General features: G+C 35.6%; 12 protein-coding genes and 1 pseudogene. 9 read left to right on the forward strand and 4 right to left on the reverse strand.

Annotated features, from left to right (window positions below):
• Window positions 1-20: 20 nt before the first annotated feature.
• Entirely contained in the window at window positions 21-1,916 is a 1,896-nt protein-coding gene (gene htpG / locus ABWU31_RS01820; protein WP_353271296.1) for a molecular chaperone HtpG, read from the reverse strand.
• Between the two features lie 633 nt (window positions 1,917-2,549).
• On the opposite strand from htpG, the gene ABWU31_RS01825 reads away from it, so the two are divergent.
• Both ABWU31_RS01825 and ABWU31_RS01830 read left to right on the forward strand, forming a co-directional pair.
• Window positions 2,550-3,561, forward strand: a protein-coding gene (locus ABWU31_RS01825; protein ID WP_265029767.1) for an IS630 family transposase whose coding sequence is annotated in 2 segments (ribosomal slippage) — window positions 2,550-3,011 and window positions 3,013-3,561 — 1,011 coding nt in all. Because the reading frame shifts where the segments join, the coding sequence is not laid out codon by codon here.
• 71 nt (window positions 3,562-3,632) lie between these two features.
• Window positions 3,633-4,078, forward strand: a pseudogene (locus ABWU31_RS01830) (IS5 family transposase); the annotation flags it as partial.
• On the opposite strand, the gene ABWU31_RS01835 reads toward ABWU31_RS01830, so the two are convergent.
• From ABWU31_RS01835 to ABWU31_RS01845, 3 genes are all read right to left on the reverse strand, one after another.
• Window positions 4,078-5,089, reverse strand: a protein-coding gene (locus ABWU31_RS01835) for an IS630 family transposase (protein ID WP_265029767.1) whose coding sequence is annotated in 2 segments (ribosomal slippage) — window positions 4,078-4,626 and window positions 4,628-5,089 — 1,011 coding nt in all. Because the reading frame shifts where the segments join, the coding sequence is not laid out codon by codon here. The pseudogene ABWU31_RS01830 and the gene ABWU31_RS01835 sit on opposite strands and share 1 nt — an antisense overlap.
• 24 nt (window positions 5,090-5,113) lie before the next feature.
• Window positions 5,114-5,479, reverse strand: coding sequence for a transposase (locus ABWU31_RS01840; RefSeq protein WP_353271297.1), 366 nt, complete (start codon window positions 5,477-5,479; stop codon window positions 5,114-5,116).
• Between the two features lie 276 nt (window positions 5,480-5,755).
• A complete protein-coding gene (locus ABWU31_RS01845; protein WP_010082345.1) occupies window positions 5,756-7,030 on the reverse strand; it encodes an APC family permease in 1,275 nt (424 codons plus the stop codon).
• A 135-nt stretch (window positions 7,031-7,165) separates the two neighbouring features.
• Between ABWU31_RS01845 and ABWU31_RS01850 the strand changes: the two genes are divergently transcribed.
• The 7 genes from ABWU31_RS01850 (at window position 7,166) to ABWU31_RS01880 (ending at window position 12,889) form a co-directional block, all read left to right on the forward strand.
• Entirely contained in the window at window positions 7,166-8,632 is a 1,467-nt protein-coding gene (locus ABWU31_RS01850; RefSeq protein ID WP_236514394.1) for a hypothetical protein, read from the forward strand.
• 276 nt (window positions 8,633-8,908) lie between these two features.
• Window positions 8,909-10,075 carry an aspartate kinase gene (locus ABWU31_RS01855; protein WP_077188380.1) on the forward strand — a complete coding sequence of 389 codons (1,167 nt, stop codon included), beginning with the start codon at window positions 8,909-8,911 and terminating at the stop codon, window positions 10,073-10,075.
• 91 nt (window positions 10,076-10,166) lie between these two features.
• On the forward strand, window positions 10,167-10,370 hold the full coding sequence (locus tag ABWU31_RS01860) for an IS5 family transposase (RefSeq protein WP_007549940.1): 204 nt from the start codon (window positions 10,167-10,169) through the stop codon (window positions 10,368-10,370).
• Between the two features lie 33 nt (window positions 10,371-10,403).
• Window positions 10,404-10,532: a hypothetical protein gene (locus ABWU31_RS01865; protein ID WP_255317429.1), complete on the forward strand. Its 129-nt coding sequence runs from the start codon at window positions 10,404-10,406 to the stop codon at window positions 10,530-10,532.
• A gap of 17 nt (window positions 10,533-10,549) precedes the next feature.
• Window positions 10,550-10,786, forward strand: coding sequence for a hypothetical protein (locus ABWU31_RS01870; protein ID WP_238513961.1), 237 nt, complete (start codon window positions 10,550-10,552; stop codon window positions 10,784-10,786).
• A 187-nt stretch (window positions 10,787-10,973) separates the two neighbouring features.
• A protein-coding gene (locus ABWU31_RS01875) for an IS630 family transposase (RefSeq protein WP_265029767.1) occupies window positions 10,974-11,985 on the forward strand; the annotation gives its coding sequence in 2 pieces (ribosomal slippage) (window positions 10,974-11,435 and window positions 11,437-11,985; 1,011 coding nt in all).
• A gap of 71 nt (window positions 11,986-12,056) precedes the next feature.
• Window positions 12,057-12,889 (forward strand): IS5-like element ISWpi1 family transposase gene (locus tag ABWU31_RS01880; protein ID WP_353271062.1). Its coding sequence is split into 2 segments (ribosomal slippage): window positions 12,057-12,426 and window positions 12,426-12,889, totalling 834 coding nucleotides; the frame shifts between segments, so codons are not numbered across the junction.
• Window positions 12,890-12,917: the final 28 nt, after the last annotated feature.

The raw sequence follows: 12,917 nt of genomic DNA on the forward strand, positions 1-12,917 counted from the left end.
AAGCTAAGCTAAGTATAGCATTAAACAGAAATCTTGCCAAGCAAATTATTCAGTCTCTTAGCAAAGCTGCTCGCGTCATCCATCTCTTCGCCTTCCACGATGCAAGCTTGGTAAAACAATAAGTGAACCATGTCCTCCAATGTTGGGTTTTCACCACTTTCAGCATAAGATTTCATTATACTCTTTATTACAGGATGCTTAGTGTTAATTTCAAGCACCTTTGGCGTGCGGTAATTTAGCTGCTTTTGTTCACGCAAAAAACGCTCCATGCGAAGATCCATAGCACCTTCATCAACCGCTAGGCATACGGGACTATCAGTCAATTTTTTGGAAATTTTTACGCTTTTTACTGAATCTCCAAGCACTGTGGTAAAATATTGCAATATAGTTTCCTCAGTTTTTTCTTCATTCGATTTGTTTTCTTCATTTTTCTTATCTTCTTCTGAAGAGAATTTTTCCAAATCAACATCAGCGCGAGTCACAGACTTAAACTTTTGATCTTTATATTCATGAATTACACTAGTCCAGAAATCATCCACTGGATCAACGAACAGAAGAACCTCCAGCCCTTTACTGACGAACCCCTCAAGTTGCGGACTGTTTTTCACTGAATCGAGGCTATTTCCGGTGAGATAATAGATATGTTCCTGCTCAGGCTTCATTCTGCTTATATAGTCATCAATGCTGACTAATTTCTCATCACCAGTACTATGAAATCTGCAAATTGAGAGTAGTGCTTCTCTCTCATCAGTTGGCATAGCTTCACAAAGACCTTCCTTTAAAACTGCACCAAAATTGGTCCAGAATTTTGTATATTCCTCTAAATTCTCTTTTGCTTTTCTACCGAGCTCTGATATCACGCGCTTAGTGAGGGATTTTCTGATCTGCTCAACAACACGATTATTCTGCAACGTTTCTCTGCTGATATTAAGAGGCAAGTCCGGTGAATCAACAATACCTTTCAAGAAACGTAAATACTGCGGTATGATCTGTATGTTATCTTCAGTGATAAATACTTTATTTACATATAACTTCACAGAGCAACGTCTATCTGGATGGAATAAATCAAAAGGTTTAATAGAGGGAACATAAAGCAAATTTGTATATTCTATTGCACCTTCATTTTTATTATGCAATATCATCCAAGGCTCCCCGCCAACGTGGGCAACACTGCGGAAAAAATCGTTGTGCTCCTCTTGAGTAACGTCATTTTTTGGCTTAGTCCAAATTGCAGCCTTACTGTTTAACTTTTCACTTTTTCCTTCTTCATCTATGAATTCAACAGGAAAATTTATATGATCAGAGTAAGTAGTGACAATGTTTTCAACACGAAATTTATCTAAAAACTCACTCTCTTCAGGATGCATAATGAGCGTAATTTTGGTTCCGCGAGGGACTTGATTATCTGATTTACTTATTGAATATTCTCCATCTCCCTTGGATTTCCAGACCCAAGACTCCTCCTCTCCAGCTTTTCTTGATTCTACTATTACTTCTGATGCAACCATAAAGCATGAGTAAAAACCAACACCAAACTTCCCAATCAGCTCCACAGTTTGGCTTGAATCCTTGCTATTCTTAATCGCATCCAAAAACTTTTGCGTACCAGAGCTTGCAATTGTACCAAGATTGTCTATTAAATCCTGTCTATTCATTCCAATGCCATTATCAGTGATATATAGCTCGTTCTTATCTTTATTGGAGCTGATAGTGATTTTTAATTCGTTACTCAAATCTAGCAAATTAGGGTTTAGTTGAGATTCATAGCGCAACTTATCACATGCATCTGATGCATTTGATATTAATTCACGCAGAAAAATGTCTTTATTGGTGTAAAGTGAATGAATCACTATATTCAGTACTTTCCCTACCTCAGCGTCAAATTTTAAATTTTCAGTTTCTTGTACATTATGCATTTTGAGCTCCATTATTTGCCTACTACCCTAATAATTTAAGTATTGAATCACGATCTTTCAAGGTCACGTACACCAAAATTAATGTGGGTGTAGTTATTATGACACCCAATTTATGGGATCTCTTGCATAACAAACTTTTGGCAGCGCATTGGATGAAACGAAAAACTTACTTGACACCCTTCGCCAGCCCCCTTATCATGAAACTGAAGCTATTTATTTATCTTCGCAATCTCTGCAGTGGATTAATGACAAAAAAACTTAATGTATTTGGCGTAAATCATGCTTAATTTTTTGCACTATGTGCACCTCATGTCTTTATCAAATTTCTAGCTACACAAGCTGAAGTACGCTATTTAAAACATCAAAAAACGCCAACTTAAAAAATGGATAGTGAATAATTAGCTACCCTAGGGTTTCTTTGCCTTTTTTTCTGTTTAGTAAATTTCTTAACGTTTATAATTTAGATTAGTTGCGGCTTAAAAGCGGCTGAGTCACGGTTATTAAGCGTTTAGAATAAAAAAACGCCATACTTGAAAGTATAATGTAAGTAATACCAATTCCCATTACAGGGCAAACAGATGGACAATGATGGAAGAAAAGCCATACTGAAGTAAGTAAAATAGCGAGGTTTAAATGGCATTAAGATCAAAATTATTGGATGAAAAAGTAGTAGAATCAGCAAAAGAAATGCTGAAGAAAGTAAGGAATAATGCATATGTTTCAAAAAAACTAAATGCTGTAATTGCAGCAAAAAAGTACAGTATAACGGCTGTAGCAAAAATATATTGCATTTCAAGAAGCGCACTAACTTCGTGGGTAAAACTCTTGAAAATTGGCAGAGAAGAAAAACTGTTTGCTCCTTCACAACGTCGTAGAAAAACTAAATTAAATCAGGCTCAACTACAGCAAATTGAAGAGTGGATAGAAGAAAATCCTAATATCACCATTAAAGAAATGAGAATAAGAATCCAGGAAAAGTTCGGATTAAATATCAGCAAATCTACAGTACACCGCCATATGCAAAAGATGAAATTCTCATATATTACACCAAGACCAGTTCATAATGGACAAGATAAAAGCAAACAAGAGGAATTCAAAAAAAAATCTCAATGGAGCTATTAGCAAGTATCCAGAAAAAGAGCTATTTTTCTTTGATGAATCACGGTTTGGCACACATTCAAAAGTTGGACATGGGTGGTTTAAAAAGGGGATTAGAACACAGGTTAAAACAAAATTAGGTAGGCAAAATTTCTATCTCTATAGTGCAGTTAATCCTAGAAATGGAGAGAGTTCTAGCTTATTTGCACCAAATGTCAACACTGATTGCATGAACATATTTCTTGAGCAAATTTCGCAATATCTAGAAACACGAGAGGCTTTTCTCGTTATGGACTGTGCTAGTTGGCATAGGTCAAAAAATTTAAAGGTACCTAAAAATATCGACATTATATACCTACCTCCATACTCACCTGAGCTAAATCCTGTTGAGAGGCTTTGGTTATATATAAAACAGAACATTTTGCGCAATAAAATATACGATACAATTGCTCTACTTGAGGGTGCTTTGTGCAAATTTATTACTTCTCTTGCCAGCTCCACAATTAAACAACTCTGCAATGTTTCCTATTTGACTGGACAACAATGAGAATTGGTATCAGAGGTTGTCCGGAAACAAGTAAAAGGCTATAATATCTGAAATTTTAGTACGGGGTAAAGATGAGAAAAAAGTATCCAACAGATCTAAGCGAAAGGGAATGGGCAAGAATAGAAAAACACTTCAGAGTATCATACAAGAAAGGAGGAAGGCCGCCAAAGTATAGCAAAAGAGAAATATTAGAAGCAATTTTCTATGTATTGCGTACAGGGTGTCAATGGCGGTATTTACCAAATGATTTTCCGCTATGGAAGACTGTGTATGAGCAGTTCAGGCAATGGAAGAAGCAGGGAATTTTTGAGAAAATGAATTATGAAATTACAAAATATAGTAGAAGAAAAATAGGAAGGAATGAGCAGCCGAGTGCCTGTATAGTAGATAGTCAATCTGTAAAGACTACAGAAAAGGGGGGATCAAAGGCTATGATGGAAGTAAAAAAGTAAAGGGTAGAAAAAGGCATATAATTACAGACACTCAGGGTTTTATACTAGGTTGTTATACCAATTCTCATTGTTGTCCAGTCAAATAGGAAACATTGCAGAGTTGTTTAATTGTGGAGCTGGCAAGAGAAGTAATAAATTTGCACAAAGCACCCTCAAGTAGAGCAATTGTATCGTATATTTTATTGCGCAAAATGTTCTGTTTTATATATAACCAAAGCCTCTCAACAGGATTTAGCTCAGGTGAGTATGGAGGTAGGTATATAATGTCGATATTTTTAGGTACCTTTAAATTTTTTGACCTATGCCAACTAGCACAGTCCATAACGAGAAAAGCCTCTCGTGTTTCTAGATATTGCGAAATTTGCTCAAGAAATATGTTCATGCAATCAGTGTTGACATTTGGTGCAAATAAGCTAGAACTCTCTCCATTTCTAGGATTAACTGCACTATAGAGATAGAAATTTTGCCTACCTAATTTTGTTTTAACCTGTGTTCTAATCCCCTTTTTAAACCACCCATGTCCAACTTTTGAATGTGTGCCAAACCGTGATTCATCAAAGAAAAATAGCTCTTTTTCTGGATACTTGCTAATAGCTCCATTGAGATTTTTTTTTGAATTCCTCTTGTTTGCTTTTATCTTGTCCATTATGAACTGGTCTTGGTGTAATATATGAGAATTTCATCTTTTGCATATGGCGGTGTACTGTAGATTTGCTGATATTTAATCCGAACTTTTCCTGGATTCTTATTCTCATTTCTTTAATGGTGATATTAGGATTTTCTTCTATCCACTCTTCAATTTGCTGTAGTTGAGCCTGATTTAATTTAGTTTTTCTACGACGTTGTGAAGGAGCAAACAGTTTTTCTTCTCTGCCAATTTTCAAGAGTTTTACCCACGAAGTTAGTGCGCTTCTTGAAATGCAATATATTTTTGCTACAGCCGTTATACTGTACTTTTTTGCTGCAATTACAGCATTTAGTTTTTTTGAAACATATGCATTATTCCTTACTTTCTTCAGCATTTCTTTTGCTGATTCTACTACTTTTTCATCCAATAATTTTGATCTTAATGCCATTTAAACCTCGCTATTTTACTTACTTCAGTATGGCTTTTCTTCCATCATTGTCCATCTGTTTGCCCTGTAATGGGAATTGGTATTAATATTGAGTTTCTTAAACCTTCTTGATGATTGTGAATAGCTGATAACTTGCAAATTTTTCCCAATTTGCTCAAGGTATCCTGCTATAAACCCAACTGTTTGCCTCAGGCCTATTCTAAATAAACAAGTTATTATGTGCACCAAAATTACAACTTTATCGCTATAAATATTGTTGCCACCTGGTATTTTTGGACCATTCTCGTACCACTTTTCTATGGCTTCGTTGATATAATGAAAAATATTTCCTCTTTTTTCTAGAAATTTGTTATATTCGCTATGGTTACTGACCCTCATTTTTTGTGGCATATTTTTTCTTTCAAGGTTAAATGGCTATTTTATAATGAATTTTGTCAGTAGCCACCAGATTTTTCAGTTGCTATGCAACAAAGCCCACTGGGATCCAGATTGGGCACTAAGTTGGTAAACACGAAAGCGATTAATCCTTTACAACGTTTTTGATGGAACTGCGCGAAAGAACTGGATGCCAGTGTCACGCACTGGCATGACACCCATTTCTTCCTATAGTTGTCTTTTCTCGTCTACCTTATTTTGCCACTCTGCTGAACAGATACATAACATTTGCTATACAGAAACTCTGCGATACCAAAATAAATAAAGAGGTACGCCACTTGCAGTGAATAAGCTTGCGATCAGCAAGGTATTCACAGAAGTTTCAAATATTACCCAGCAGCAAAAGGTTGTTGCTATACTGCCAATTAAAAATTTGTAACAACTCTTTTCTTGCACAATAACTTTGAGAAAAGCAAGACTGCATGCAAGGTAAACAAATAAAAATGAAACTACAGAAAAGTCGATAATTGATGTGATCTGCTTAGCAAAATTGTTGCTTGAAGTGAGGATTAGTAAAGTTGCAGTTCCAACTGAGCTAGTTGTTATGCCCCAGAAAGGAGAACCGTGCTTGTTTCTTTGAGCAAAAAACTGTGGCATCAGTTTATCTTTTGCAAGGCCAAGGGCCACTTGTCCACTAGCTAGTACCCAAGCGTTTAAAGTACCAACACAAAAAATGAACGCAGTTATAGAAATAATCAAGTGCCAATTGCCAGAGGCCATAATTTTTATTGCGTCAACATATGGTGCTCTTGAACTTGCTAAATCATTGCCATTTATTAATCCCATAATTGCAAGATTGTTGATAAAATACACAACAGCAACAGAGATTGTTCCAAGTACCACAGCTCTTGGTATTGTTCTAGCTGGATTATCAACTGACCCTGCAGGTGCTGTTGCCAATTCAACTCCAATAAAACCCCATAGAGTAATAAGTGTAGAACGGGCAAGAATCTGCGATGTTGTAAGATTTGATATTTCTTCACTTATGATGAAGTTATTTCTATCAAAAAAAAACAATGCTGCTATAGGTATTACAAGCAATACAGAAATTTTTATCACCGTCAATAAAAACTCAACACGTCCAGCAGTAGCTACTCCTCTAAAATTTATTAGTGTAATAATTGTAAGTAATAACATCTCTAAAAACAGATGTACGTTTTGAATATCTTCATGGAAAAATGGTGTAAGATAACCAACACCCACAACTATTACGGCTGTTGTGCTAACCCATGAGATCACCCAATACGTCCAACCAACAAAAAAAGCTGCAGCAGGGCCAAAAGCATGCTTTACATAGACGTGAGGGCCACCCGTTTCCGGAAATTTTGCGCAGAGTGAGGCAAAAACTAAAGCAAGAGATATAGCACCAAGCCCTGATATTATCCAGCTTATAAGGCTATACATGCCATATGGAGCAAGGCTAATTGGAAGCATAAAAATTCCAGAGCCAATTTGGCTGCTAATCACTAAGGCAAAAATAGCCCAAAAACCTATTTTATTTGACACAATAATTCTTATCTAAATAGATTAACAATATACCCTAAACTCAGAAATTTCAATTGATCTTTTAACATAAAAACTTGCATTTTTTTCAATTTATTCCTAAAATAGATTATATTAACAGATTATTAAGAGGGGGTTATGAATCCGAGATTAAAAGCATTTTTGATTGTTTGTAGTATTATTGCATTTTTGATTGCACTTTTGTTTCTCGTGTATTATTTAAATCTTCTTGTTAACTATATCCTTGACCCGATTCTAGTTCGTCCCTTTGAAAGATTATACAAAAACTTAATTGTTGATGGTCTTTATGCCTATTTATCTACAAGCACTTCTAGCCCTGCACTAGCATTTTTGGCTACAGGTTTTATTGTTATTGCTGCGTTTATTTGCCTGAATAAAATGCTTCTTCCCTTGCAAGAGAAGATCATAAACAACTATACCTCCTTTAAAAACAACAATATTGATAGCAATAGCATGTTGTTTGAGGTTTATAAAGATCCAACAATAAAATTAAAGGACAAAATCTTATTCTTCAGTATACACTTGATATATTACCTACAGCTTCCATTTTTGTATATTGCATCAAAGGTATCAGCTCTACGTGGGTTTCTTATATTTAATTTTGGTTTATTATTGTTAAATTATGCACTGCTAATTCCAGTAGCACTTCTTGAGTTAATAAAATATCCATCAGTAAAACTCTTTTCACCTTTGGGTTTGAATGTAAAGCAGCTAAGCTTTTTGTTTAATGTAAGTGATGTGGGTACTAGTAGTCAGAGCGTTCATACTAGAAGTTTTCAGCAAAGCGTTATTGAATGTGCCAAAAAATTAAAGGAAGAACATGGTACGCCGTTAAATGAGTTGGATGAAGAGTTTAAAAGTTATATAAGCGGTTTAACAAGTCAGCAAAAACGAATGATAGAACCTTATCTAAGATTGGATGGTTATGAAACTGGGGAGTGGGTAAATTGGGTAGATTCACAAACCGGATTGACATTGACACAGGCTATAAATTTAGTTTTAATTGCGGCAAGAGAGCAAAATGCAGACGTAGAACTATTGAAATCTATATTACTGGTTCGCTTTGAAGAAAGTAACCGCCAATGTGGTCCTGGAATGCTTCTCCGTATTATTTATGCATTAAGTGGCCTTGAAGCAGAAAACAACTTTGCAGCTCAACTGGAGCCTCAGCTAATGGGGAAGTTGGCTGGTAATGCTACTAAAAGATTTCTTGAGAAATATGTGGATAAGCACTACCATAAAATAAAAGTTTTGAAAGAAAATTTTGATAATTTGTATTCACCAAGTTCTGGGGTGGATTTGAGCAACGTGAGTGATGAAGTAAAGGACGGCATTTCTTATACAAGAGATGCTATAAAAGAATTCGTGTTTAAGGAATTATATGTAAAGTTTTATAACGACTATGGGGAGCATATTCAGAGAGGGCAGATAAAACAAAGGTTAAGGGAGTTAATAACGGATGAAGTCGTAGACGCGGCAATATATTCTAAAATAGATGAAATAGAAATCCCTGCAGAACCACCTACTTATCTTGAAAGAGTAAAAGCATTTTTTGGAGGTCATGCAAGGTCTTCTGCTGCTTAGTGGTTTAGTTCGTGCTATATAGCTAAACTAACTTAGATTTACTGACAATTTTAAAACAACAAATTCGTCATTCCGCTACTAGTTAGCGGAATCTATACCGCGAATGACACCATTTGCTGTGCAATTTACCTTCAAAAATGAATGTTCGTACAGCTATGGAATGAATCGTGGTATGACGCGTTAGCTATAGCTTTGTCTTCCCTTTTCTGAATGGCTTGCAAGCTGCTATCTCTACAAAAACTATATTTTTCTTCAGAAGAGAGTTATATTGTAACTATGGACAAAATAATCATAAAAAAATTTGGTGGGACTTCGCTAACTGATTTAAACCGAGTTGCAAATTTGATAAAAAACGATATTGAGAAAGGTTGTAATGTAATCGTTGTTGTATCTGCTGTTGCAGGATTTACTGACCAAATGGTTTTTCAGGCTAGGCAAATCTCAAATTTAAGTTATAGACAAGAGTTATCAGAGTATGACGTTATGCTTTCAGCAGGAGAACAAATCTCTTGCGGTCTATTAGCTATCACTCTCCAATCGATCGGAGTTAATGCTAAATCGTGGCTTGCCTGGCAGTTACCAATTGTAACTGATGATTTTTATTCTGAGTCTAAAATAAAAACAATAAAGATTGAACGTGTGAAAAGATCTTTTGCTGAGGGTTATACTGCTGCGATCATTGCTGGTTTTCAGGGTATAAATGATGATAGAATCACTACTTTTGGAAGAGGAGGCTCTGATATATCAGCAGTTGCCTTCGCGGTAGCCTTTGGTGTTAGAACTTGCGAAATTTTTACTGATATTGATGGAATATATACAGCAGACCCGAGAATTGTTCCAAAGGCACGCAAGCTCAAATTTATCTCTTACGATGAAATGTTGGAAATGTCGTCATCTGGTGCTAAAATACTGCATAATCGTTCAGTACAACTTGCAATGAAACATAACATTAAAGTGCAAGTGCTATCCACTTTTAAGGAAGTAGAAGGCACCACAGTGCTACACAAAAGGGATGTACTAGAGAGATACTTAATGACTGGAATAACTTATAGCACTAATGAAGCTCTTGTAACTTTCACTAACCTTGCAAATAACTTGCGTACTTTAAGAGATATAGCAGGAGCAAACGTTAAAATTGATATGATACATGGGTCAAGTTTTGTTATCTCCAAATTTGATATTGATTTAATGGAAAAGTTACTGAATAAGAATGAAAATTATGCTATAAACGATAATGTAGCTAAAATTTCAATAATTGGTATTGGTGTTATGTCTAACACTGAAGTGATGCACCGCACACTCAAGGTTTTAAGCGAAAAAAAGATAGAAATACTTGCTATCACAACATCTGAAATCAAAATCAGTATAATTGTTCAAAAAGAATGCGCTGTAGCTTTAGTCAAAGATTTACATACTGAGTATGAGCTTGATATGCAGCACTAGGATAGGCTTGACGTCCAGTTGTCTAAGAGTATGTCTTGAAAAGGAATGAGGAAAAAAATATGATAGTGTAAGTAAAAAATAGGAGGGAAAATTGTATCCAAGTGATATAAGTGATAAGGAATGGGAAATTTTGGAGCCACATGTTGCACAAGGAAAGATAGGGAGGCCAAGAAAGCACAATATCAGAACAATTATTAATGCAATAAGGTATATAATGAGAGGTGGTTGTCAATGGAGAATGCTGCCGAAAGATTTTCCTCCATGGAAGACGGTGTATGACTATTTTCTCAGGTGACGTAGTAATGGCAAATTGGAAAAAATACATAATATGCTAGTAAAAGAGGTAAGAAAAATGTTTGGTAAAAATGAAACACCTTCAGTAGGAATAATTGACAGTCAATCAGTAAAAACCACTCAAAAAGGGGATCCAGAGGATATGATGCTGAAAAAAAAATAAAGGGTAGAAAACGTCATATTGTTGTAGATACAGTGGGCTTAATTATTGCGGCTGATGTTCATAGTGCAAGTGTTCAAGATCGTGATGGTGCTCTAAATCTTTTCACTCAAGCTAAATACAAGGCTCCAACTTTACGTAAGTTTTTTGCTGATCAAGGATACATAGCAAAACCGCTGTTTATTGGAGACAGGATACGATTACCAAGAAAGCTGTTGATGTTACAGGATTTTTCGACAATCTGGACCACAATTTAGCACTGCAGGCTATCAAGAAGCACACAGACTGCAAATGGGTCATACTGTATGTTGAAAGGTGGATGAAATCCCCTATTCAGCAAGCAGATGGCAGTAAGGTAGTTATACCAATTCCCATTACAGGGCAAACAGATGGACAATGATGGAAGAAAAGCCATACTGAAGTAAGTAAAATAGCGAGGTTTAAATGGCATTAAGATCAAAATTATTGGATGAAAAAGTAGTAGAATCAGCAAAAGAAATGCTGAAGAAAGTAAGGAATAATGCATATGTTTCAAAAAAACTAAATGCTGTAATTGCAGCAAAAAAGTACAGTATAACGGCTGTAGCAAAAATATATTGCATTTCAAGAAGCGCACTAACTTCGTGGGTAAAACTCTTGAAAATTGGCAGAGAAGAAAAACTGTTTGCTCCTTCACAACGTCGTAGAAAAACTAAATTAAATCAGGCTCAACTACAGCAAATTGAAGAGTGGATAGAAGAAAATCCTAATATCACCATTAAAGAAATGAGAATAAGAATCCAGGAAAAGTTCGGATTAAATATCAGCAAATCTACAGTACACCGCCATATGCAAAAGATGAAATTCTCATATATTACACCAAGACCAGTTCATAATGGACAAGATAAAAGCAAACAAGAGGAATTCAAAAAAAAATCTCAATGGAGCTATTAGCAAGTATCCAGAAAAAGAGCTATTTTTCTTTGATGAATCACGGTTTGGCACACATTCAAAAGTTGGACATGGGTGGTTTAAAAAGGGGATTAGAACACAGGTTAAAACAAAATTAGGTAGGCAAAATTTCTATCTCTATAGTGCAGTTAATCCTAGAAATGGAGAGAGTTCTAGCTTATTTGCACCAAATGTCAACACTGATTGCATGAACATATTTCTTGAGCAAATTTCGCAATATCTAGAAACACGAGAGGCTTTTCTCGTTATGGACTGTGCTAGTTGGCATAGGTCAAAAAATTTAAAGGTACCTAAAAATATCGACATTATATACCTACCTCCATACTCACCTGAGCTAAATCCTGTTGAGAGGCTTTGGTTATATATAAAACAGAACATTTTGCGCAATAAAATATACGATACAATTGCTCTACTTGAGGGTGCTTTGTGCAAATTTATTACTTCTCTTGCCAGCTCCACAATTAAACAACTCTGCAATGTTTCCTATTTGACTGGACAACAATGAGAATTGGTATCAGAGGTTGTCCGGAAACAAGTAAAAGGCTATAATATCTGAAATTTTAGTACGGGGTAAAGATGAGAAAAAAGTATCCAACAGATCTAAGCGAAAGGGAATGGGCAAGAATAGAAAAACACTTCAGAGTATCATACAAGAAAGGAGGAAGGCCGCCAAAGTATAGCAAAAGAGAAATATTAGAAGCAATTTTCTATGTATTGCGTACAGGGTGTCAATGGCGGTATTTACCAAATGATTTTCCGCTATGGAAGACTGTGTATGAGCAGTTCAGGCAATGGAAGAAGCAGGGAATTTTTGAGAAAATGAATTATGAAATTACAAAATATAGTAGAAGAAAAATAGGAAGGAATGAGCAGCCGAGTGCCTGTATAGTAGATAGTCAATCTGTAAAGACTACAGAAAAGGGGGGATCAAAGGCTATGATGGAAGTAAAAAAGTAAAGGGTAGAAAAAGGCATATAATTACAGACACTCAGGGTTTTATACTAGGTTGTTACGTAGGCGCTGCTAACGAAAATGATAGAGATGGTATTAAAATAGCATTAAACAATATGAGAACAAAATATACTAAAGTTAAAAAAATGTGGGCTGACATGGGATACCAAGGAAGAAATTCAAAGAATCACATAAAGGAAGAATATGACATAGATATTGAAATTGTTACAAGGCCTCCATGTAGATTTTGGGTGCACAAAGATACGCCACCTGAGCTACTACCAACAAGAGAACAAGGGTTTAAAGTACAGCCAAGAAGATGGGTTGTAGAAAGGACTTTTGCTTGGGTTAATAGGAATAGAAGGCTATCGAAGGAGTATGATTTACTCACAACATCCACTGAGAATTTCATATACCTAGCTATGAGTAGGGTTATGTTAAAGAGGGAATATGCTTGAATTTACTAGTTTCCGGACAACCTCTGAT

This window comes from Wolbachia endosymbiont (group A) of Alloplasta piceator, from assembly GCF_964028505.1.
GTDB classification, from domain to species: Bacteria; Pseudomonadota; Alphaproteobacteria; order Rickettsiales; family Anaplasmataceae; genus Wolbachia; species Wolbachia pipientis.